Origin of the sequence: Okeania sp. KiyG1 (genome assembly GCF_014132355.1) — a bacterium.
Classification (GTDB): Bacteria; Cyanobacteriota; Cyanobacteriia; order Cyanobacteriales; family Microcoleaceae; genus Okeania.
The window spans coordinates 73737-98121 of the sequence record NZ_BLZO01000082.1 but is presented as its reverse complement, the minus strand read 5'-3'; the positions used below and the strand labels follow the sequence as shown (position 1 = coordinate 98121).

At 35.8% G+C, this 24385-nt stretch carries 21 protein-coding genes; 12 read left to right on the top strand and 9 right to left on the bottom strand.

Annotated elements, in window-relative coordinates:
* The first annotated feature begins 407 nt into the window (after positions 1–407).
* The 3 genes from SAGCYANO_RS17750 (at position 408) to SAGCYANO_RS17740 (ending at position 4137) form a co-directional block, all read left to right on the top strand.
* Entirely contained in the window at positions 408–1103 is a 696-nt protein-coding gene (locus SAGCYANO_RS17750; protein WP_202221296.1) for a PEP-CTERM sorting domain-containing protein, read from the top strand.
* Between the two features lie 1358 nt (positions 1104–2461).
* Positions 2462–3163, top strand: a complete 702-nt coding sequence (locus tag SAGCYANO_RS17745; RefSeq protein ID WP_202221295.1) for a PEP-CTERM sorting domain-containing protein — start codon at positions 2462–2464, stop codon at positions 3161–3163.
* 269 nt (positions 3164–3432) lie between these two features.
* Positions 3433–4137, top strand: a complete 705-nt coding sequence (locus SAGCYANO_RS17740) for a PEP-CTERM sorting domain-containing protein (RefSeq protein ID WP_202221294.1) — start codon at positions 3433–3435, stop codon at positions 4135–4137.
* Positions 4138–4561: 424 nt separating this feature from the next.
* Here SAGCYANO_RS17740 and SAGCYANO_RS17735 read toward each other — a convergent pair whose 3' ends face one another.
* The 4 genes from SAGCYANO_RS17735 to SAGCYANO_RS17720 form a co-directional block, all read right to left on the bottom strand.
* On the bottom strand, positions 4562–6265 hold the full coding sequence (locus SAGCYANO_RS17735; protein WP_202221293.1) for a peroxidase family protein: 1704 nt from the start codon (positions 6263–6265) through the stop codon (positions 4562–4564).
* 672 nt (positions 6266–6937) lie between these two features.
* On the bottom strand, positions 6938–7561 hold the full coding sequence (locus tag SAGCYANO_RS17730; protein ID WP_237396282.1) for a PEP-CTERM sorting domain-containing protein: 624 nt from the start codon (positions 7559–7561) through the stop codon (positions 6938–6940).
* Positions 7562–8754: 1193 nt separating this feature from the next.
* A complete protein-coding gene (locus SAGCYANO_RS17725; RefSeq protein ID WP_202221291.1) occupies positions 8755–9318 on the bottom strand; it encodes a PEP-CTERM sorting domain-containing protein in 564 nt (187 codons plus the stop codon).
* 1189 nt (positions 9319–10507) lie between these two features.
* A complete protein-coding gene (locus SAGCYANO_RS17720; protein ID WP_237396280.1) occupies positions 10508–11152 on the bottom strand; it encodes a hypothetical protein in 645 nt (214 codons plus the stop codon).
* A gap of 1247 nt (positions 11153–12399) precedes the next feature.
* Here SAGCYANO_RS17720 and SAGCYANO_RS17715 point away from each other — a divergent pair.
* Positions 12400–12606: a hypothetical protein gene (locus SAGCYANO_RS17715; RefSeq protein ID WP_237396279.1), complete on the top strand. Its 207-nt coding sequence runs from the start codon at positions 12400–12402 to the stop codon at positions 12604–12606.
* A gap of 277 nt (positions 12607–12883) precedes the next feature.
* On the opposite strand, the gene wecB is transcribed toward SAGCYANO_RS17715, so the two are convergent.
* Positions 12884–14017 carry a non-hydrolyzing UDP-N-acetylglucosamine 2-epimerase gene (gene wecB, locus SAGCYANO_RS17710; RefSeq protein WP_202221288.1) on the bottom strand — a complete coding sequence of 378 codons (1134 nt, stop codon included), beginning with the start codon at positions 14015–14017 and terminating at the stop codon, positions 12884–12886.
* 430 nt (positions 14018–14447) lie between these two features.
* Here wecB and SAGCYANO_RS17705 point away from each other — a divergent pair, with 430 nt between their 5' ends.
* From SAGCYANO_RS17705 to SAGCYANO_RS17670, 7 genes are all read left to right on the top strand, one after another.
* Complete coding sequence (locus tag SAGCYANO_RS17705; protein ID WP_202221287.1) at positions 14448–16937, top strand: GAF domain-containing protein; 2490 nt, start codon at positions 14448–14450, stop codon at positions 16935–16937.
* Between the two features lie 83 nt (positions 16938–17020).
* A complete protein-coding gene (locus SAGCYANO_RS17700; RefSeq protein ID WP_237396278.1) occupies positions 17021–17260 on the top strand; it encodes an ATP-binding protein in 240 nt (79 codons plus the stop codon).
* Positions 17260–17643: a response regulator gene (locus SAGCYANO_RS17695; RefSeq protein WP_202221314.1), complete on the top strand. Its 384-nt coding sequence runs from the start codon at positions 17260–17262 to the stop codon at positions 17641–17643. Before SAGCYANO_RS17700 ends, SAGCYANO_RS17695 begins: the two co-directional genes overlap by 1 nt.
* A 59-nt stretch (positions 17644–17702) precedes the next feature.
* A complete protein-coding gene (locus SAGCYANO_RS17690) occupies positions 17703–19211 on the top strand; it encodes a diguanylate cyclase domain-containing protein (protein ID WP_237396277.1) in 1509 nt (502 codons plus the stop codon).
* Positions 19212–19656: 445 nt separating this feature from the next.
* Positions 19657–19932: a hypothetical protein gene (locus SAGCYANO_RS17680; RefSeq protein WP_202221283.1), complete on the top strand. Its 276-nt coding sequence runs from the start codon at positions 19657–19659 to the stop codon at positions 19930–19932.
* 9 nt (positions 19933–19941) lie between these two features.
* Positions 19942–20151, top strand: a complete 210-nt coding sequence (locus tag SAGCYANO_RS17675) for a hypothetical protein (RefSeq protein WP_202221282.1) — start codon at positions 19942–19944, stop codon at positions 20149–20151.
* Positions 20151–20741, top strand: a complete 591-nt coding sequence (locus SAGCYANO_RS17670; protein ID WP_202221281.1) for a pseudouridine synthase — start codon at positions 20151–20153, stop codon at positions 20739–20741. The genes SAGCYANO_RS17675 and SAGCYANO_RS17670 overlap by 1 nt, the downstream gene beginning before the upstream one ends.
* A gap of 554 nt (positions 20742–21295) precedes the next feature.
* Here the strand turns inward: SAGCYANO_RS17670 and SAGCYANO_RS17660 are convergent.
* The 4 genes from SAGCYANO_RS17660 to SAGCYANO_RS47680 form a co-directional block, all read right to left on the bottom strand.
* Positions 21296–21604, bottom strand: coding sequence for an urease subunit beta (locus SAGCYANO_RS17660; protein ID WP_202221279.1), 309 nt, complete (start codon positions 21602–21604; stop codon positions 21296–21298).
* A 259-nt stretch (positions 21605–21863) separates the two neighbouring features.
* Positions 21864–22166 (bottom strand): urease subunit gamma, encoded by a 303-nt coding sequence (gene ureA / locus SAGCYANO_RS17655; protein WP_202221278.1) that lies wholly within the window; start codon positions 22164–22166, stop codon positions 21864–21866.
* A 339-nt stretch (positions 22167–22505) separates the two neighbouring features.
* The gene (gene clpS, locus SAGCYANO_RS17650) at positions 22506–22856 is read right to left on the bottom strand and encodes an ATP-dependent Clp protease adapter ClpS (RefSeq protein WP_202221277.1); all 351 of its coding nucleotides are present in this window, start codon (positions 22854–22856) and stop codon (positions 22506–22508) included.
* A gap of 172 nt (positions 22857–23028) precedes the next feature.
* Positions 23029–23154, bottom strand: coding sequence for a hypothetical protein (locus SAGCYANO_RS47680; RefSeq protein ID WP_255502591.1), 126 nt, complete (start codon positions 23152–23154; stop codon positions 23029–23031).
* A 703-nt stretch (positions 23155–23857) separates the two neighbouring features.
* Between SAGCYANO_RS47680 and SAGCYANO_RS17645 the strand changes: the two genes are divergently transcribed.
* Positions 23858–24310 carry an endonuclease domain-containing protein gene (locus tag SAGCYANO_RS17645; RefSeq protein WP_307785919.1) on the top strand — a complete coding sequence of 151 codons (453 nt, stop codon included), beginning with the start codon at positions 23858–23860 and terminating at the stop codon, positions 24308–24310.
* Positions 24311–24385: the final 75 nt, after the last annotated feature.

Genomic DNA, 24385 nt, shown 5'->3' with positions numbered 1-24385 from the left:
GCTGGAAATCTAGATAGAGCTTTTTTTCCTCATTTTTCATATATATCAAGTAAGTCAAATCAATTAACTCAATATATCTATGACTATCAATCTAGTTATTAATATTGGTATAAATGTAACAAGAAAAATAGTGTATCTCCATAAATATATCGTTGATTACCATTAAATAGAGTAAAATTGGCAGTGGAGTTTTTTAAAGATTCAGTAAAGTCTGGCAAAAAGGGTTGCAACACTTAGGTGAAATTAGCTAGATTATATTTGTGAGGGCAAGAGAGGTTCACAAACCGCTAACACTACTGAGAAGTATCAATCTTCAACTTAAGTAGTTCAACATAACATATAAGAATCTAAGTATTATCCTCATCATCACTCAATTAACAAATAACTAATTATTAGGAGTCTAAAAAATGAAAAACCAAATCGTTGCTTCCATCGCTGCTCTTCCTTTTGCTTTAGGTACTGCATTCGCTGGTGCTGACGTTGCTAATGCTGCTGGATTAACTGGGGGTTTCAGTATAGGTAGTGTCATGACCACTATCGAATTGTCAGAAGGTCAGTTAACTTTCGATCCAAACCCAGGTCCAGTAGGACTTGCTGTTACCACTGGAAGTTTTCTGGATTTCAACTCGGCAGCGATTAAAGGTCCCTTAACATTTAATGGAGATACTGGTACTCCATATACAGTAACTTCTTTTGCCGATCCCTTTTTAGATTTTGGTAACTTAACTTTTCCTGGAATACCTTTTGGAGATACAACTAGCATAGGTGATGGTATTAATACCTTTTCTCTAACTAAGTCTACAATAGATGTAATGCAGATGGCAGGTAATCCTAATGTAGATATATTAGTATCTCTTTATGGAACTTTTGAGGATGCGGATGGCAACATAACCCAAGGTAAAGGTGATTTAACACTTCAGCTAGCAGATACAAATGTTGCATTTGTTGAGGGTATTTTCAATGGAGATAATCCTGGTGCAAGCGCAACCTTCTCTGCTGCTTTAGTGGCAGAAATGGAAACAGTACCCGAACCAACTGTATTATTCGGTCTAGGTGTAGTGACTGCAGGTTTAGTAACTAGCCGCCGCAAGAAAAGCTCCTAAACTAAAGGTTGATGATTGTTTGTGCGATCGCTCTGGTCTCAGCAATAATAATATCCTACATTAGTGAAACTATCAGAGTGTAGAAAAAAAATAGCGATCGCTTGCTTCAACCTAACCATTATTTCAAATCAATCATAAGATACTTAGATTTTTACATCTATACATCTATACTTATAAAAAAATATCTGTTTAATCAAATTTTAGAGCGATCGCTAATGACATAGCGATCGCTTATTAGTTATAGAAACATTTATGCAATACTCCGACAATTGATTTATTAGTTAACGATGGCCCCAGATATGATCAGTGTTGAGAATCATCCAAAAACTAGCCAGAATAATTAAGTCAGTTGGCCTATTAATATTAGGTATGTCCAGAAAATAAACTTGCTATTTATTTCACATCAGCAACAGAAGTAACAGTCACTGACAAAATTATTTTTCGTAATCTTTGGCCATAAAATTCTATTCTCTATTCCCTTTTAGTATTGGCCTTGATAATATCTAAATCTAAAGCCTAATAATCATCCCCTACATTTCTCCTCAGTAAAGATTTTTTATCCCCTTTGAATTTCCCTTGAACTTTCAAGACTATTGTTTTATTTTTATCGTCAGTTGTCAGATACTGTCCTCCTGGACTTCTGTCTAACTTTTTTTCTATCAGGATTTACGCAGAGACTCTATATATAGCGAGGGCGTTAGCGGAGCTTGGCGTTAGCCAATACCATTCGCCCCTACAGATGGTGGTGTAACAGTCAATTTGCGTAAGTCCTGTCTATGTTTATCTGTATACATTTTAATTAAATTTTTGCCTTTTATCACATCTAGTGAACTTTTGTAAATGATCTGGCATACGCTTCACAAAAACTTATTATTTTCGATAAAAGTTTACTTTGGCTTACTAGAAAATACTTAGTTACATCACTAAGCTGTATAGACTAATTATTTAAAATTGGGCTGAAAATCTATGTAAAGTTTCTTTTCCTCATTTTATATATATGTTAAGTAAGTAAAATCAATTAACTAAATATACTTACGACTATTGGCCTAGTTGTTTATACGGTTTAATATGTGATTAAACTAACTTTAAAACTGTAAGTATATTGAGTAAATACCATTAATTTTAGAGTGAAATTTATAGTACAGTTTTTAAAGATTCAGTGAAATCTTGCAAAAAGGGTTGCAAAGCCTCGGTGGAATTAGTTAGTTTATATTCGTGAGGGCAAGAGAGGTTCACAAAACGCTAACACTACTGAGAGATATCAATCTTCAAGTTAAGTAGTTAACAATATAAGAATCTAAGTGTTATCCTCATCGTCACTCAATTAACAAATAACTAATTTATTAGGAGTCTATAAAATGAAAAATCAAATCGTTGCTTCCATCGCTGCTCTTCCTTTTGCTTTAGGTACTGCTTTCGCTGGTGCTGGTGTTGCTAACGCTGGTGGATTAACTGGGGGTTTCAGTATAGGTAGTGTCATGACCACTATCGAATTGTCACAAGGTCAGTTAACTTTCGATCCAAACCCAGGTCCAGTAGGACTTGCTGTTACCAATGGAAGTTTTGTGAATTTTAACTCGGCAGGGATTCAAGGCCCCTTAAATTTTGATGGAAGTACTACTGGTACTTCATATACAGTAGATTATTTTACCAATCCCTTTTTAGATTTTGGTAACTTAGATTTTCCTGGAGTAGATGCTGGTGGCGGTACCGGTAGCATAGAAGATGGTATTAATACCTTTTCTCTAACTAAGTCTACAATAGATTTAATGCAGATGCCAGATAATCCTAATGTAGATATATTAGTATCTCTTCATGGATTTTTTGAGGATGAGAATGGCCACAAAACCCACGGTAAAGGTGACTTAACACTTCAGCTAGCAGATACAAGTGTTGCAGAAGTTCAGAGTATTTTCAATGGAACTAGTGATGCTGCAAGCGCAACCTTCTCTGGTGCTTTAGTGGCGGAAATGAAAAAAGTACCTGAACCAACTGTATTATTTGGTCTAGGTGTAGTAACTGCAGGTATAGTAACTAGCCGCCGTAAGAAAAACTCCTAATCTCAAGGTTGATTGTTGTCTGTGCGATCGCTCTGGTCTCAGCAATAATATCTACATAAGTCACAGTTTAAAAGTGTAGAACAAATAGCGATCGCTTGCTTCAACCTAACTACTATTTCAAATCAATCTAAGATACTTAGATTTTTATAGTCATTTAAAACTACTGAGAAGTATCAATCTTCAAGTGAAGTATTGAACAAGTACGAATCTAAGTGTTATCCTCATCGTCACTCAATTAACAAATAACTAATTTATTAGGAGTCTATAAAATGAAAAACCAAATCGTTGCTTCCATCGCTGCTCTTCCTTTCGCTTTAGGTACTGCTTTCGCTGGTGCTGGTGTTGCTAACGCTGGTGGATTAACTGGGGGTTTCAGTATAGGTAGTGTCATGACCACTATCGAATTGTCACAAGGTCAGTTAACTTTCGATCCAAACCCAGGTCCAGTAGGACTTGCTGTTACCAATGGAAGTTTTGTGAATTTTAACTCGGCAGGGATTCAAGGCCCCTTAAATTTTGATGGAAGTACTACTGGTACTTCATATACAGTAGATTATTTTACCAATCCCTTTTTAGATTTTGGTAACTTAGATTTTCCTGGAGTAGATGCTGGTGGCGGTACCGGTAGCATAGAAGATGGTATTAATACCTTTTCTCTAACTAAGTCTACAATAGATTTAATGCAGATGCCAGATAATCCTAATGTAGATATATTAGTATCTCTTCATGGATTTTTTGAGGATGAGAATGGCCACAAAACCCACGGTAAAGGTGACTTAACACTTCAGCTAGCAGATACAAGTGTTGCAGAAGTTCAGAGTATTTTCAATGGAACTAGTGATGCTGCAAGCGCAACCTTCTCTGGTGCTTTAGTGGGGGAAATGAAGGTAGATGTTCCTGAACCAACTGTATTATTTGGTCTAGGTGTAGTTACTGCAGGTATAGTAACTAGCCGCCGTAAGAAAAACTCCTAATCTCAAGGTTGATTGTTGTCTGTGCGATCGCTATGGTCTAATCAATAATATCCTACATTAGTTAAACTATCAGAGTCTTAAAAAAAAACAGCGATCGCTTGCTTCAACCTAAGCATTATTTCAAATCAATCATAAGATACTTAGATTTTTTACAAAAACCTGATTACAAAAAAATATCTGTGAAATCAATTTTTAGAGCGGTTGCTGGTTTATTAGCGATCGCTCATCATTATGTAGGAACATTGTATGCAATTATCCTACTATTTATGAATTTATGTCCGGTAGCATCCGTATTGTAAGCGCAAAGGTAAGGAAGAAGGAAGAAGGAAGAGGGAAGAAATAGGAAGACTTAAGAGCAAGAAAAAAACTTAAATTTCCAGACATTCTCCTTGGGTTTACACAAACGATACCAACGGACAAAATATTAACAGCGATCGCTGGACTTTCTCTTAGCTGTTGATAACTTCTTCCATAGACGACCAACGATCAAAAAACTAGCCAGGATAATTAAAGAAGTAGGTCCGCCATCATTAATATTAGGGACAGAAGTACTAACAAAGAACACATTATCAGAAATATTTTCAATTCCAGTGTTGGCCTTGATAATATCGGACAACTGAAGGCCACCTAACCAATCTGAAACCAAACCATCATCGCCTAACTCCCACTTAGCAAAGTGAGGATCATTTTCATACCAGAAGCGATCCCCATCTCGCAATCTTTCAAACTGGTCCTCTAAAATTGCTTCATTCAACTCTCCAATACTAGAATTTTCTAAATTATCTTCTGCCAACATTCCCACCCACAGGTCAATTTCGTCAACATCACTATAAACCGCCTCTAGTGATGCCACCAATTCTGGGTCAGATGAGATGTCACTAAAATTATCTTTCCTAGGTAAACCCAATGCTTCCCTAACATCATTATAACTGGCCAAACCATGGTCCCGCCCACGCTGAATATTCAGAGCAGGCAAATCTGTTCCATTTACCACTGGCCCTTCACTGGGAGGACCAAATAATTGAGTCCGCAAATCATCAATTACTTTTGCATCTCTTTCCTGCTGTACCTGAGAAGCTAAACCACGCAATACAGGGTCTATTCCTCCTTTGTCAGTAATACTATCTGGCCGGAAGAAAACTTCAGATAAGTTTAGTGGGCCAAATTCTGTAGAGCTACCATCTTCATTTAGATGTTGTAGAGTAGAACTAACTAAAGTGTGCCCCAAACGAAAACCTGCTGTAGAAAATTCTGTACTGATATTAGGATTAACAGTTGAATCATAACCAGTGTAAGGATCGAGAGTCACGCCCAAAGCAGGCAAGAATTCGTCATAAGTAATTTTCTGCATTTGGGCCCCTACTATTTTACGGGCCCGTTGATAAATTTGTTCATCGCGCTCAATAGGGTCTAAGTGTAAGTCTGTATGAGTAGCTTCAATAATTTCAGCGATCCGGTTATGCTCCCGTACAAAGAGAGTGTGTATTGAGGCTAAAGCTGAGTTTTCATTTGCTCTTACATCTCCTGCAACAAAGGTGCTTGGACCCATTGCTTCTTCCATCGACATGTGAGGTGCATTTGGATCGTCCCCTCTAGTTGGCATTAAATCTCCTGTGGAGTGAGTGGTTACATTTAATTTTCCACCGTCAAAGCTGCGTAACCAGTCAGCGCGTTCTTGGTCGCTACCATATACGTTGCTGCCATCTATCCAAGCTGTAAGTTCGTTAAATTGCTCGCGGGGGTTTGTCGGGTCAGTGCCAGTATTTTCATCAAAGAGCGATCTAGTAACAGGAATAAATGAATTTGGTGCAAAAACAGGGTCGTCGTTAGGGATAGGAATGCTAATAATTTCTCCTGTATCCGTTGACTGTAGCTCGCTCAAAGTGACATCATGGTCAAGAAATTGTCCCCATAACCACGTATAATCACTTAAATTTCGGTAGTCTAGAATAGATTCTGATTGGTTAAATACGGTGTTACTAATAACTCTAGCATTTGGGCCGTCAGCTAATTGATCTATGCCATCTCCATAATTTGCTGGTGCTAAACGAAGCAAATTTTCACCTGTTTCACCATATTGGGGATTATCTAAGTTATTGTTACTGCCGTTAAATGTACGAAAATTCATAGTTTCTACCTATATTTTTTGCAACTACATCCTTGTTATTTTTAGCCTTCCCAAGCTGATACAGTTTTTCCGAGTATCTCGATGTAAGATCGGCTGAATTACTTAATATTCGGCTGAATTACTTAATATTAAGCTGAATTACTTAATATTAAGCTGAATTACTGATCTCATTATGGATCGCTTTGTATCAAGTCATGGGAAATTGGCCTTGACGATCGCAGCCTAAGCTAAATGTAATATCTACAAGACTTACGCATAACCACAATATATCATAGGGGTTAACGGCCGTTAACCCCTAGTACAAATGGTGTATAATTTTGTCTTTTGCGTAAGGCCGGATCTATTCATAATTATAAATATTTTTTCTATATAGCGTTATGAGGTTAGGGCATCACTGGGTTATGGTGCTATGGGGTTATGGGGTTATGGGGTTATGAAATCGCTTGGTGATGCCAAGCATGAAAAAATAATGCTTTTGTTAAGGGCGAAAAATATAGTGATTTTTCACCCCTGTGGTTTTTTCATTTTTCTGTGGTAGATGAGTGTTAGCTAATACCCTGTATTTTGAATATCTTCTGCTTAGATACCAGATAGAAATTCAAGCTCGTAGTCAATATTGACCGCTCAATTATCAAATCAAACTTGACGACTAAGCTTTAATAACTTCAGTGACTAGCTATTCTTTTTCTTCAAACCGAAAGCAGAGGCAGCAGCTACCAGACCTAAACCTAATATTGTTCCTGGTTCAGAAACTCTTACACTGTCATCTGTGTCTTCTGTTCCAAATACTACACCAGAAAAACTAGCTTGGAATGTTTCGTCACCTGCAAAACTATCTTCATTTAATTGACCAATTACTTGGAAAGTGATACTACCCATAGCATCAGTCATATCTCCATCATTTAAAAAGAATCCACTGAATCCTAAGTTGATATCGGTTGTTCCAAATTGAGGAGTGAAGGTGAAATCATTAAATGATGTCAGATTTAAAGTAGTTCCATCGCTCAATTCTATAAATTTGACAGGTGCCATGACTGTATCCATACCATCAAGAGCTGCAAGACCAGAAGAAATATCAAAAATCTTGGCATCTGAGTCTAGACCTGCGAAATCGCCATTTTGAAGTGATAGAACAATTCCATCCTCAGCGAAATCTAGCATATTTTCATCAAATGAAATCGTATTACCAGCACCATCAAAACTGAAATTTCCGGATAAAACTGCAGCGTTAGCAGTACCAGCGTTGAATACAGTAGCTACTGCTAAAGGAGCAGAAACGATAGCTGCAATCATCATATTCTTCATGTTTAATACCTCTATTTGTTGTGTCTATTGTTAGTTTATTTGTGATTTCTTACAAATGCCATCAGCTAATTTACCGAATCAAGTTACTAATTTTTAGTGCGATCGTGAGTGGCATTTGTTCCTATCTGCAAATCAATATAGCAACTCTATGAAAACACTGCTACTATTTTTGGGTTTATTATAAAAAATACTACATTTGTCTTGATTTTTATGATTGATTTTTTGAAATGTCGATCGAAATAATATTTTTTTGAGAATATCGATCATCCCCTAAAAACCTATATATAGTCTCAATATACGTTTATTGTTAGTCTATTTTGATTTGAAGTTTAAATAAATAATTATTAGTTTTTCCGGAAATTAATATATGTTTTTGGAGTGATAAAAATTTGCTAAAAATATTCCGATACTTTCAGTATTTTGGCGTGTTTTGAGAAAAATAATATATTTTTCCGGACGATAAACAGCAGTTTTCATTTGAGTAGACTACTGTAGGGACGTTCCATGGAAGGTCCCTACAAGTCTTGTTTGTGAAGATGTGGTTCATCAATTTGAAAAGGGCTAAAATATACAGCAGATTCCAAGTATATGAAATACAGATATTAACAATTAAACGTTCTCAGTGCGGGCATCTTGCCCGCGATGGGTGTACCTCACTCCTGTCACTGTATCTCTAGAATTTTCTGGACTATTCCGAAAAAAATCGGTTGTTAATACTATTTTTTACCTATTTTTAATCAATCAAGAAAATTTTTCTGATGATGAGTTTATTGAATGTAGGGTATATTACAGTGACTTTCACATGAGTAGATCCCATAGTCAAAAGCAACATCTTTGTGGGGAAGTTCCATGGAATATCTTTAACTGCGATCTACTCAAATAAAAACTGTTGTAAATCTATCTATTGTATAGAAACATGAAAATTGACTATCTTAGTTCAACCGAACAAAATATGCTTGCAGAACCACCGTACCCAGACAAAAAAAATATAAGGGTGAAAAATCACTTGATTTTTTCACCCCCGTGGTTTTTTCATTTTTATGTAGTAGATGAATGTTAGCTCATACCCTGTGTTTTGAATATCTTCTGCCTAGATACCAGATAGAAATTCAAATTTGTATGTCAATATTGACTGGTCTATTATCAAGTCAAACTTGATGACGAAGTTTTAATAACTTCAACGACTAGCTATTCTTCTTTTTCAAACCGAAAGCAGAACCAGCAGCTACCACACCTAAACCTAATATTGTTGCTGGTTCAGGAACTGTTGTAGTTACTAGAGTTGCTGACCAAGAAGAACCATCTACACCAGCTCCCATCATTTGACTGGTTAAAGCACCTTCAACGTTATAAGTCTCATCACCATGTGTGACAGTTCCCGTCAAATTATACATCATGAAAAACATATCGGAGTCTGGTGAAATAGTTATAGAAGTAAGGTTAAATTCGGAAGGACTATGATCATCAAACTGGAAAAAAGAATTAACCGGTGGATCTCCTAGAAGATTTAAGGAAGCAACACCAACTGAACCATCACTATCTGCTATAAAGTCGCTGAAAACTCCTTCTCCATAGTACTCTATATCATTGTCTAAAAAATCAATGCTATCCATATCTGCCATAAAGCCTTTTTCGTTAGATATCTGCAGGGTGCCGATAAACGCTTGAGCTTCAGTGGCAATACCAAAAGCAACACAGCTTGTTCCGATAGTAGCTAATGCAATGTTCTTGATGGACTTAGCGATCATTTTGTTACTCCTTGTTTGTGTTTGATAGTTAATGTCAGTCTTTTCTCTGATAAAAACAGTTTTATTGATACAAATAACCAGATAAAACAGTTTTATCACTAATCTTTGTGTTGTAGATATTTGTAGTTGGAAATCCTAGTAGATTTCTCTTACTTCCTATCTGTAAATAACTATAGCAACTCCATAAAAACACCGCTAGTGTTTTGACGTAACTTCATGAAAACTTTACAAAATACTAGGTTTTTCTGGGGTTTTATAAGCTTTTTCTTGAATTTTATGTAAAGTGACTATTTTTTTTACTGATAGTCAATATACCCCTAGTATTGTATAGATTACGTCAATAATAATACATTTTAAATCTATTTTTATTTTCAAGTTTAATAAATAATTATTAGTTTTTTCCCCGGATAATGAATATATTACTAGAATAATATAGATTAACTAAAAATAATAGATAAGTAACGGTATTTAGACATATAAAAAAATATTTTTTTTTACCGGATGATGAGTATATTCTTAGAATAATATATATTTATCAGAATAAAATCGGCGATTAATAAATTTTTTTCCAAATTTTAGGAAAATCATAAAAACTTTCCGGATGATGAATCTATTCCTAGAATAAAGAAAATTATTTTCCAAATCTTTGGTTATTAATGAATCTTTAATGTTATATTCTGGAAAATTGTTATCAGATTTTTCCAGATGATGAATTTATCCGTAGAATTATATAGATTATTTCCTAAATCTTTGGTTATATAGCTTCTTATTCGGGTTGTGCAGACAATATATAGAAGGTGTGCAGTGCTATGTCCATAAATTACTATTGCTAGATATGAGGAAATTTTCGGAATGCTCCACAAACATTCCAATGGCAATAAGATTAATTAAAAACCAAAAAAACAAAAGTAGTCTCTGACTGAGTTTTTCCTAGATTATGCTTCGTAAATATGTTGCGCAGCAAAAATGGGAGATTCGTAAGTAGCATGATTTTTTGTATTTCATGTAAGCATCATGAGGAAAAATGTGAAGTGAGCGATCGCTAGTTCAAGCAAAGCTATTCATTGTCCAAGTCATTGCGACAGTTACTCCGTGGAAGGAGGTAATCTCAAGAGTTTAGGAGATTGCTTCCTATCGTCGCAATGACGGAGGAAAAATATGAAGCTAGCGATCGCTTGCTGAAGCAAAGCTATTTATAGTAGTTTTCGAGTCTTGGAGGTACAAATTTCATCCTAAGTAGAACAGTGCAAAAAAATAGAAATATGTGAAGTATACAACTAAAAGTAAATTCCCCCAAAATCCTCTTCTCTTCTGCCTTCTGCCTTTTACTCTCTAACTTCTGCCTTTTCATAACAATAATTTTCAACACCGACCTACTTAATAGAAGAATTAATTGGAAAGTGATACTACCTATAGCATTAGTCATATCTCCATCATTATGGTTTAAAAAGAATCCACTCAATCCTAGATTGATATCAGTTGTTCCAAATTGAGGAGTGAACGTGAAATCTTTAAATGATGTCAGATTTAAAGTAGTTCCATCGCTCAATTCTATAAACTTTATAGGTTCCATAACAGTATCTATACCATCAAGAGCGGCAAGACCAGACGAAATATCAAAAATCTTGGCATCTGGGTCTACACCTGCGAAATCACCATTTTTAAGTGATAGAACAATTCCATCACCAGCGAAGTCTAGCATATCTTCATCAAATGAAATTGTATTACCAGCACCATCAAAACTGAAATTTCCAGATAAAATTGCGGCGTTAGCAGTACCAGTTTTGAATACAGTAGCTACTGCTAAATGAGCAGAAACGAGAGCTGAAATCATTATACTCTTCATGTTTAATACCTCTATTTGTTGTATCTATTGTTAGTTTATTTGGGATTTTTTACAAATGCCATTAGCTAATTTACCGATATCAAATAACTAATTTTTTTGCGGTCGTGGGTGACATTTGTTTGTGTCTGTAAATCAATATAGCAACTCTATGAAAACACTACCAGTATTTTTTGATTAATTGGCAAAAATACTACATTAGTCTTGATTTTTATGATTGATTTTTGAAGTATTGAGGAGAATAATATTTCTTTTAAAGTATTGATTTTCCTCTAAAAACATATATATAGTCTCAATATACGTCTCTTATGGGTCTATTTTTTTAAGTTTAAATAAATAATTATTAGCTTTTTCTGGAAATTAATATATGTTTTTCCCTGATACAAATTTGCTAAAAATATTCCGATAATTTCAGTATTTTGGCGTATTTTTAAAAAAATAATATATTTTTTCCGGACGATGAATATATCTCTATAATTATCTCGAATATTCCGAAAAAACACGGTTGTTAATACTATTTTTTAGGGATTTTTAATAAATCAATAAAATTTATATGATGGTGAGTTTATTGAATGTAGGTGATATTACAGTGATTTTTACATGAGTCAATCACATAGTCAAAAGCAACATCTTTGTGGGGAAGTTCCATGGAATATCTTTAACTGCGATCTACTCAAATAAAAACTGCTGTCAATTTATCTATTGTTTAGAAATATGAAATTTGACGAGCTGAGTTCAACCGAACAAAATATGCTTGCAGAACAACCGTACCCAAACAAAAAAATATAAGGGCGAAAAATCACTCGATTTTTCACCCCCGTGGTTTTTTCATTTTTCTGTGTATCTGTAAATAACTATATCAACTCCATAAAAACACCGCTAGTGTTTTTACGCAGCTTTCGGAATGCTTCACTAATAATCGTGACGTATTTGCCTCTTACAAAAAGAGTTTTGGCTATATTTGGGCTTAAAAGTTGTGTAAGTCCCACTAACACCTAAGACCTAGAAATCAACCACTGTAGCAATATTTTATGAAAATGGCCTATTTCTCATGACTTGATACAAAGCGATCAATAAAACTTGAGATCAGTAATTCAGCCGATCTTACATCGAGATACTCGGAAAAACTGGATCATTTGTTAATACTTACTTAGCGACAGTAATTATAGGAGTTAGTCATGGACAACATGAAAAATAGAAATATAATCACACCACCAATTGCACGAAGAAACGCTAAAGTGTTGTGGACAACTATTCGTTTTGCTACAACCCTCTTATTCTTTTTAAACCAGTTAATGTCATATAGTATTGCGATTGAAATAGACCAAGGCAAAATAAAAAGAATAGAACTGAACCAAAAATCTAGTAGACTGATAGAAAAAATTACTAACCTCATTTTTTGTCATAAGAATGATGAGGATGATGTGGGCAACAAAGACAATTAACTATTGTTGGCTTTAAAGCTGACATTATATATACTACCTACAGTTGTTATACCATTTCTCAAAAGTAATGCTACCCTTGGAAGGTGGTAAAAATAACTGGAAAAATCACAGAGGTTAGTTAACAATCAAATTACGTCAATAAATAGTACAGAACTTACGCAAATTAACCTTGAAAACGCGATATGTAGGGGCGATTCGCGTTTGCGAAGCATTCCGTAGGAAATCGCCCCTACTAGATTTAGTGTCCATGCGTAGGTCCTGTAGTATTTAGAATTCGTTAAAACTTCCGTGAAACGGTATAACCAAAATAATTTTTCACAATCTTCATAATTCTTTCTGAAGCATGACCGTCACCAAAAGGATTAATTGCCATTGCCATTTTTTCATACTTAGCAGCATCACTCAACAATTCTGCAGTAGCAGCCATAATATTAGTTGAATCAGTACCTACAAGTTTAGCAGTTCCTGCCATAATTGCCTCCGGTCTTTCTGTTGTTTCTCGTAATACTAAAACAGGCTTTCCTAAGCTCGGAGCTTCTTCTTGTAAACCACCAGAATCAGTTAAGACTAAATAACAGTTATGAATTGCTCCTACTAATTCACTATAATCAAAAGGTTCTTCTAAAAATACTCTGGGATGACTTTCTAAAATAGCTTTTAAAGGTTCTCTAACTGTAGGGTTTTTATGAAGAGGTAAAACTAAAGCTGTATCAGGAAACTTGTCTAAAATTTTGATAAATCCTTGAGCAATTTCTGTCAAAGGTTCTCCCCAATTTTCCCGCCGATGAACAGTTGCTAATATTACTCTGTATTGGCTCCAATCTAAACCATAAATATCACATTGAGGTTGAGTTTTTGCTACTTTTAATAAAGCATCAATAACCGTATTTCCTGTTTGATGAATTTCCCCTACTACTCCAGATTTGTGCAAGTTTTCTACAGCTAAATTGGTAGGAGCAAAATGCAATTGAGCTATCTGAGAAATTAAACGGCGATTTGCTTCTTCAGGATAGGGGTTTAATAAATCATTAGTTCGTAAACCTGCTTCGATGTGACCTACAGGAATTTTTTGATAAAATGCAGCTAGGGCAGCCGCAAAAGCCGTGCTAGTATCTCCCTGGACTAATACTAATTGAGGCTGTAACTGCAGAAATAACGCTTCTAATCCTTGTAAACTTCGACACATAATATCTGTTAATGTTTGCCGAGTTTGCATAATTGCTAAATCCCGTTCTGGGCTAATTTCAAATAATTTCATTACCTGTGTTACCATTTCTCGATGTTGTCCAGTTAAAATTACCTGGGTTTTAAAATCTGGAGAACTTTGAAAAAGTTGGATAACTGGTGCTAATTTTATAGCTTCGGGGCGAGTTCCTAAAGTAATTGCTACTTGGATTGGAGTACTAAGCATTTTGGCTTAATTTTAGATTTTTTTCTAGACAATCAGTAAGCATTCAGCAGTCAGCCATCAGCTATCAGCTATTGCTTTTAGTTTAGGATCAAAGCAATATTTAATTATCTTACTACAAAAGTTACTTCCCTTGTCCTTAAAGTCAGTTGTTAATTTAAACACTGTCCTTAAGAAGAAAATTTTGTTGCTGAAGCGCTGACAGCAAGCTAGCTGAATGCTTACGACAATCATCAAAATTATATAGCGTTTCTTGGTTGACTGAAGTACATTCAACAATTAATAATTAATAATTAATAATTAATAATTATTAATTACAAATCAATACTTTTGACTTTTAACTTCCGCATAGCGAAACTAGAAAGTTCTATTTGCAATTGCGGCTTAGGATTTGATTAAATAATAGTAGTTAGTATATCAGGAGGGGTATTATATGTCAGAGGTATTTCTCATAACGATGAGTTCGGGTATCTTTCTCATGTTATTTCATTTAACATCCGATTTATTGATAGCACTGGCCTATTATTTTATCGCACTAATTCTTACTTACTGTTTGATTAAACGACCAAGTATGCCATTCAATTTTACTTTTTGGATGTTTGCAATTTTGATGATTTTTAGTGGTATTTCTTACAGTCAAGAAATTTGGACTCTACGGTATCCTCATCATGGTTTATTAGGATTAATTAAAGCTTCTACAGTAATAGTTGGTATTGTCACAGTAATATTTCTAATTCGTTTGGCTCGGAAACTTTTAACAATACCTGATTTCATACAATTAGAAGTAAATAATGAGGAGCTAGAAAAGCAAATTAGAGAACGTATTTTAGCTGAAGAAAAAATTAATATCCTGAATGCTAGTTTGGAAGCTAGAGTAAACAAGCGGACAGCAGATTTAAAAGATTTAAATCAAAAGCTAGAAAATGAAATACATGAACGCATAGCATTTTCTGAAGCTTTAAAAAATTCTGAGGCTCGTTTAGCAGGTATTTTAGATATGGCGGAAGATGCAATTATTTCAGTAGATAGAAATAGAATTATTCAAATGTTTAATCAAGGAGCAGAAAAAATATTTGGTTATACAAATCAGGAAGCTGTAGGGCGGTCGCTGAGTAAATTAATTGTTTGGCAAGAGTCAAAATTCAACAACTCTCTAGAAGTAAAAAATCATCAAACAAAACATAGACTAGCTGTAGTTATTGCTAGGCGAAAAGATGATACAGAATTTCCAGCAGAGGCATCAATTTCACAATTAGAATTAAAGGATGAAACTGTGTTTACAATAATTTTGCGGGATATTAGCGAACAGCAAGCTGCACTTTACGAACGCAAACAAGCAGAACAAAAATTAGCTATTCAAGCTTCAGCAGCAGCAGCATTAGCAAAATTAGGTCAACGTGCTTTACAAAAGATTTCTTTATTTGAGCTAATGTCAGAAGCAGTGTCCCTAGTTTGTCAGACTCTAAAACTAGACCATTGTCAAATTTGGGAATACTCATCAGATACTCAAACTTGGAAAATTAAAGCTAGTGTGAATAGAGCAAAAACTTCGATCGCTCAACCAGTGGTTACTAAAGCTTTTGATTCTATTATTGCTCACACTTTAGCTGCGGAAAAACCAGTTATTATTGAAGACCTCAACACTAAAATTTCAGAGTATCCAGACTTCAAACACTTGTTAAACCAAGGCATTGTCAGTGGTATCAGTTTAATTATTCCGGGAAATCATCAATCAGTAGGAATATTAGCAGCTTATGCTAATCAAAAACATACTTTCACTCTTGACGATCTTCACTTTTTACAGTCAGTGACGAATATTCTCGCTAGTGCAATTGAACAAAATTTAACTCACTTAGCGCTACAGCAACAATTACAACGTAGTCTTCTATTAAGACAAATTACTCAAGATATTCGTCAAAGTTTAGATGCACAGAGAATATTTGATACTACTGCAAAACAAATAGGCCAAGCTTTTCTCGTCAACCGTTGCATCATTCATTCCTATAAAGCAGGGACAGTACCAAAAGTGCCATTTGTAGCTGAGTATTTAGAGGAAGGATATGAATCAATCATGGATTTAGAAATGCTGGTAGTAGATAATCCATATATAGGAAAGCTTTTAGAACAAGATAGAGCGATCGCTTCTGAAAATGTTTATACAGAACCCCTGTTACAAACAAATGTTTCGGTATCAATATGTATTTCTATAGGATTAAAATCTATGTTAATGGTTCGTACCTCTTATCAGGGTGAACCCAATGGGATTATTTGCTTGCATCAATGCGATCGTTACCGTACTTGGACAAAAGATGAAATTAAACTATTAGAAGATGTTGCCCAACAAGTGGGAATTGCCCTCGCCCATTCTCATTTATTGGAGCAAGAAACTAGCCAACGTCAACAACTTGCCGAACAAAATATTGCTCTTCAACAAGCAAGAGAAGCAGCAGAAGTGGCGAATAAAGCAAAAAGTGAATTTTTGGCTACGATCAGCCATGAAATTCGGACTCCAATGAATGGAATAATTGGGATGACTTCTTTGTTATTTGATAGTGACTTAAATTTAGAACAGCAAGAATATTTGAATGATGTCCATGACTGTAGTATTCTTTTACTAGGAATTATTAATGATATTCTTGACTTTTCCAAAATAGAGTCTAATAAAATAGATTTGGAGGAAATACCTTTTAACTTAGGATTATGTGTAGAAAAGTGTATTGATTTATTAGCTATTAAGGCAGTAAACAAAAATATTGAATTAGCTTATTTACTTGAAGATGATACTCCAAGTATAGTTTCAGGAGATGAAATTAGAGTACGTCAAATATTAGTGAATCTTCTCTCTAACGCGATTAAATTCACACAAACAGGAGAAGTATTAGTTAATGTTTCAGCTAACAAAATAACAGATTCAGAAAAATAAATAATCAACAAAATATAGACAATAATTTGTATGAAATAAAAATCTTTGTTAAAGATACTGGAATTGGAATTCCCCGAGACAAAATGCACAAATTATTTCAACCATTTAGTCAAGTAGATAGTTCCAGAACTAGAGAATATGGAGGCACAGGATTAGGATTAGTAATCAGTAAACGTCTCTGCGAGATGATGGGTGGTAAAATGTGGGTTGAAAGTCAAGAAGAAATAGGATCTACCTTCTATTTTACCCTAATTGTAAAAGTTGATGAGAATGTGAAAAGTCAACTGAATTTTATACCGAAATTAGGTAAAAACGATTATTAATTGTAGATGATAATTCTTCTTGCTTACAAATTTTAACTAAGCAGTTAAGTCAGTGGGGAATTTTAGCTCATGGTGTAGCATCAGGTGCTGAAGCAATAGATATTCTCCAAAATGAAAATGTTAACCAACATCAAGATTTTGACTTAATAATTATTGATATGCAAATGCCAGAAATGGATGGAGTAGCAACTGCTACTGCTATTAGGGAAATACCTAAATATCAATCTTTACCATTAGTTATGTTAACTCCTATTGGTAAATCTCCAGAAAAAAATCTGGTCCAAGAACTAAATTTTGCAGCTTTATTAAATAAACCAATTAAACAATCACAACTGCAAAATATATTGCAGGAAATATTTAGTCAAAATACAATTAACTATTAATATTTTTTAATCATATTTTTATGAATTCAAAGCAGTCACATAATAATTCTACTGTAATTATGGTAGTCGATGATGAAAAATCTACCCGTTATTTACTTAATAAAGCATTACACAAAGAAGGATATCAAGTAATAGAAGCAAAAGATGGTCAGCAATGCTTAGAAATGTGCAGTACTTCAATACCAGACCTAATTTTACTAGATGCAATGATGCCAGAAATGAATGGCTTTACTTGCTGTATAAAATTACAAGAACTTTTTAGTAAAGATTTATCAAATAATTTCTCCCTAGATCCAGAATTAGATAGCAACCCTTTACTATATAGGACTCCAGTGTTAATGATTACTACTCTTGAAGATCAAGAATCTATCGATCTTGCCTTTACTGTTGGTGCGGTAGATTATATTACTAAACCTATTCAATTAGCAGTTTTACGTCAGCGAGTCCGTCGAATTTTGCAAATCAATCAACTTGTTAAAGAGTTAAGAAAGCAAACAAAAATATCGCGATTAATGACCTTTATTCAAGAACGAATACGTCAGTCATTAAACCTTAATGATATTCTCAAAAATACCGTATATGAAGTCAGAAAATTTCTCCAAACTGACAGGGTATTGATATATAAATTTCATCCAGACGGAACTGGTGAAGTAGTAATGGAATCTATTGCTCCTGGTTGGCAATCGGTTAGAAAAAATATTAGTATAAATTCATGTTTTAACAGCGATAATCTACAGCCAACACATCTTGCTAAAAATATATATATTGCCGATTTAATTCCATATCATATAGAATTTCTGACTCAGTTTCAAGTAAAATCTAACTTAGTAGTACCAATATCAAAAACTAATAAAGGACAACTTTCCGGTCCAGATTATTGTAACTATTCTAGAGAAGAATTATGGGGATTATTAATTGCTCACCATTGTTCAAAACCAAGAAAATGGCAACCTTCAGAAGTTGAATTTATTGAACATTTAGCTAGACAATTAGCGATCGCCTTACAACAGTCAGAATTATATCAACAATTAGAAACTGCCAATGAAAAGTTACTTCAATTTGCCACTCTAGATGGTTTAACTAAGATTGCTAACCGTCGTCTATTTGACGAATATATTGACAGGGAGTGGCGACGTATGGCAAGGGAAAAAGCTCCAATATCTTTGATTTTCTGTGATGTTGACTATTTCAAACTTTATAATGATACTTACGGTCATCCAGCAGGGGATAAGTGTCTGCAAGAAATTGCTAATGCTATCAAAGCAGAAGTAAAGCGACCTGGAGATTTAGTAGCACGTTACGGCGGCGAGGAATTTGTGGTTGTATTACCTCGAACAGATGGTAAAGGTGGATATTATGTGGCCGAATCCATCCGTAAGCGAGTTATGGGTTTAAATTTAGTTAATACTGCTTCTAAAGTATTGCCATTTGTTAGCTTGAGTCTTGGTATAGCTAGCACTATTCCTTTACCAGGGTTTCCCTTAGAACCGTTGATTAAAACGGCAGATGAAGCTCTCTATCAAGCTAAACAAGAAGGACGAAATTGTACAATTATGAGACTTTTTTAAACTGCTATGGCAGAAGGAAGAAGGAAGAAGGAAGAAGGAAGAAGGAAGAAGGAAGAAGAAAAAACTTTGCTTTCGTTACTTGATATAATTTTACTAATAGACATCTCCAATAATAAAAAATCAAATCAATTATGGTACATAAATTATCAATTATTTCCCCCTACTCCCTACTCCCTACTCCCTACTCCCTCTTTTCTGGAGATGTCTAATGAATTACAGGTATATTTTATTTAATAAACCCTTATGGCAGAAGGAAGAAGGAAGAAGGAAGAAGAAAGAAGAAAGAAGAAAAAACTTTGCTTTCGTTACTTGATATAATTTTACTAATAGACATCTCCAATAATAAAAAATCAAATCAATTATGGTACATAAATTATCAATTATTTCCCCCTACTCCTTACTCCCTACTCCCTACTCCCTACTCCCTCTTTTCTGGAGATGTCTAATGAATTACAGGTATATTTTATTTAATAAACCCTTATGGCAGAAGGAAGAAGGAAGAAGGAAGAAGGAAGAAGGAAGAAGAAAGAAGAAAGAAGAAAAAACTTTGCTTTCGTTACTTGATATAATTTTACTAATAGACATCTCCAATAATAAAAAATCAAATCAATTATGGTACATAAATTATCAATTATTTCCCCTACTCCTTACTCCCTACTCCCTACTCCCTACTCCCTCTTTTCTGGAGATGTCTAATGAATTACAGATATATTTTATTTAATAAACCCTTATGGCAGAAGGAAGAAGGAAGAAGGAAGAAGGAAGAAGAAAGAAGAAAGAAGAAAAAACTTTGCTTTCGTTACTTGATATAATTTTACTAATAGACATCTCCAATAATAAAAAATCAAATCAATTATGGTACATAAATTATCAATTATTTCCCCCTACTCCTTACTCCCTACTCCCTACTCCCTACTCCCTCTTTTCTGGAGATGTCTAATGAATTACAGGTATATTTTATTTAATAAACCCTACAATGTCTTAAGTCAATTCACTGACAACACTGATGAGTCCAACCAACGCCAAACCCTTAAGGATTATATTCCTATATCTTCAGTTTATCCTGTGGGTAGATTAGACCGAGATAGTGAAGGAGTTTTACTACTCACAAATCATGGACAACTCCAACATCGACTAACGGACCCTAAATTTGCTCATCCTCGTACTTATTGGGTACAAGTAGAACGAATACCAGACGAGGCAGCATTAAGACAACTACAACGAGGTGTAACGATTAAAAATTATCAGACTCGACCTGCAAAAGTTAAATTATTATCTGTAGAACCAAAATTTCCACCCCGCGACCCACCAATTCGATTTCGGAAAACTGTTCCTACTGCATGGTTAGAAATTACTCTCACAGAAGGTCGAAACCGTCAAGTGCGAAGAATGACAGCAGCAGTAGGTTTTCCCACACTACGGTTAGTTAGAGTAGCGATCGCTGGTCTGTGCATGAATGAACTTCAACCTGGTGAGTGGCGAGACCTCAATCAAACTGAAATTGAATCTCTCAAGCAGACAGTTTTTTAATATTATCAGGACTTACGCATAACCACCATATCTAGTAGGGGCGAATGGCATTCGCCCACTACAATTGGTGTATAATTTCACATTTTGCGTAAGTCCTGATTATCTCCGGTTGAGTAATTAGATTTTGGTGGAAGGAAGGCAGAAGGCAGAAGGGTTTAAAGGGATAAGGTTTTTTATTGTTAATCATTCGGAAATGATATCAAGACTTACGCAAAATATCAAATTACCGAATAATTAATAATTAATAATTAAATAATTCGCGCCTTGAAGCCTCCCCTTGATCGGGGAAATAAAGAAATAATATTTCCTTATATTCAATTCCGTAACGGTTTTAACCAGAGGTAATTATCAATTATCAATTATCAATTATCAATTAATGAAACCCCATCTGTAGGGGCGAATGGCCATTCGCCCTAGATATAGTGGTTGTGCATAAGTCCTGATGAAATAACTTACATTATGTCTGGATAAGAGCGTGACAAAAAAACTTTCTCCTACCTTATACCTTAAAACTCCTTCTTCTTCCCTCCTGACTCCTGACTCATGAGGACTTCTCACATGATATTACCATTAATTCTGCCATTAAAACCATAAACTTCTCGTCTCCCAACAAACGGTACTAAAATTACCTCCCGTTCATCTCCTGGTTCAAATCTAATAGCAGTACCTGCGGGAATATCTAGACGCATTCCTTTGGAGAGTTCGCGGTCAAAACTCAAAGCATCATTTGCTTCATAAAAGTGGAAATGGGAGCCAACTTGAATTGGGCGATCGCCTGTATTTGCTATTAATAATTTTACTGTGGGGCGACCTGAATTTAATTCTATTTCTCCCTCTTGAATTATCATTTCACCTGGAATCATAATAGTTATTTTTTTCCTATTTATTCTATGTTTCAAAAATTATAATTTCTAACGTAAGTATTCAGCTCTTAGCACTCACCACTGACTGCAAATAATGAATAATTCCTTTTCAGTTTGAAGGAGCGTACCTTGGCAGTAACTTTTAATTCTCTCTCAATTTTTCAATTGCTTTAACCTCCTATTTTCAGTAAATAGCTGATAGCTGATAGCTGATAGCTGATAGCTGTTTGCGCAGCATTCCGGAGGAAACGCTTACTTTCTAACGAATGGGGTTATGCACAGTCACCAATTTTGTACCATCAGGAAAAGTTCCTTCTACCTGAACTTCTTGCACCATTTCTGGGATACCTTCCATTACATCATTTCTTGTTAATAAAGTTGTACCAAAACTCATTAATTCAGACACAGTTTTACCTTCTCTAGCACCTTCTAAAATTGCTGCAGAGATATAGGCAACTGCTTCAGGGTAATTCAATTTTAAGCCTTTTTCTTTACGACGTTCTGCTAATAAAGCAGCAGTAAAAATTAACAGTTTATCCTTTTCTTGGGGTGTTAATTGCATAGTATTTTTATATAGTTATTTCATGGATAATTTTATCATGTTTATAGCAGAAGGAAGAAGAAAGAAGGAAGAAGGAAAATTTGGCGTTGTCTGAGTTTTACAGCAGATTTTAGACTAATGAGGTACAAGGAGCGAATGGTCAAATTATTGTAGTGCGGGCATCTTGCCCGCTAGCTGTGTACCTCATAACATCGGGAAGTGCTGTAAGCTTTTGATATATCTTAAATGTTGCTTCGAGTGCTATAGTTTCTAATCTGCTTTAAGATTTTACTCAATCAAAAATACCTTATTCTTTCCTCCTGACTCCTGACTCCTGACTCCTGACTCCTCCCTCATTATTTATGCTTTTTCCAACGGTGCCATTGTTAACCCGGCCCGACTCAACTGCTGATGATATAATTCTGCCTGTTCTAGAGGGCCAACCCAAACTATGGCTTGACCTTCGTTGTGAACCTGGTGAGTTAGCTCCCAAGCAAGATCGCTTGTCATACCTGGAATATATTTTTGCAAACATTCAGCGACGTGCTTAAATGTATTGACATCATCATTTAAAACAATAACCTTGTAGTTGGGATATGGTTTGTTAACAACTTGACTATACTGTCTAGGAGCAACAACTGTAGAGGAACTACCTCCTACTCCCACTGTTATATTTTCTGCAATTCCAATGATGGAAGTTCCAAGATCCATGCTACTATTCTCCTGTATATCCGTACTATACATATTGGGATGATTTATAAATAATTGTAACTGCTTGAGGAATTATCATAACCATAAAAGACGTATTTAGATTTTAGGTTTTATTTATGCCCACCAAAGGTTGATTCTCCAAGGTTTGTCAATATTATCTGACGACAAAAAATTAGCCCTGCCTTGATAAGGGGGGAACCGGAGGGGAAAAAGATGATTTGTGGTCTAGTGGGCGATCGCTTCTTGGGTTGAGGTTGAAAACAAGAAAAATCAGAGCGATCGCTTGACTAATTACCAACAAGCTACTCGGTGGATGGTGTTACTTGCTTTAAGTCTTATTCTACTACGGTGATTATTACTGCTGTTCTGAGCAGGTAATCGCAGGCGAGGGATATCTACGATCCCCCCTAACCCCCCTTGAGAAGGGGGGAACCGGAGTTTATGGGGATTTTGGGGAGGGGCGATCGCTTCTTACTTCCCAAAAAAATTCTGCTAGGGTAGAAAATACTTTTAAGAGTTGGTAACATGGATTCATCTATTTGAGAAAACACCAATGACCACTAAGCAAAACGTCACGGGCAGCCCACAAGAGCCAACCAACTCTCCGGTCCCCACCTTATCAAGGGGGGTTAGGGGGGATCGCAATCCTGAAACCACCTCAACCAACCCTCCCCCTCCTCTAGTCCCCCCTTATCGATCCCCCTCCCGTCCCCCGATCCTGCGGGGGAAGCCAGATGTTGCTGCGCTTTTTGTTAAACGAGGGGTTAGGGGGGATCGCAATCCTCAAAATACCCCAATAAATTCTACTCCTGCTCCGGCCTCTCCCTTCTCAACAGAGGAACGCTCTTCTCCAGTCCCCCCTTATCGATCCCCTCCCGTCCCCCGATCCTGCGGGGGAAGCCAGATGTTGCTGCGCTTTTTGTTAAACGAGGGGTTAGGGGGGATCGCAATCCTCAAAATACCCCAACCAACCCTCCCTCTCCTCCAGTCCCCCCTTATCGATCCCCCTCCCGTCCCCGATCCTGCGGGGGAAGCCAGATGTTGCTGCGCTTTTTGTTAAACGGGGGGTTAGGGGGGATCGCAGCAACTTCCACCTCCCCTACAACCGCCAACTCGTCCCCATCGCCAAACAACTCCGCAAAAACCCCACTCCCGCTGAAAAAAAACTCTGGCAAGATTTCCTCAGAACTTTTCCCCTGCGGGTGTTGAGACAGCGACCTATTGATAATTTTATTGTTGATTTCTATTGTGCTGCTCTTGGGTTGGTTATTGAGGTTGATGGGGATAGTCACTTTACGGAGGAGGGAAAGGCTTATGATGCTGAGAGGACTTCTGTTTTGGAGGGTTATGGGTTGCGGGTGGTGAGGTTTACTAATGTTGAGGTTTTTCGGGAGTTTGAGGGGGTTTGTTGGCGGTTGGAGGGTTTGGTTGGTGAGTTGCTCGATCCCCCCTAACCCCCCTTGATAAGGGGGGAACCGGAAGCGATCGCTGCTGCCCTAGATTAGCAGACAATTTTGTTCACCTTTGCG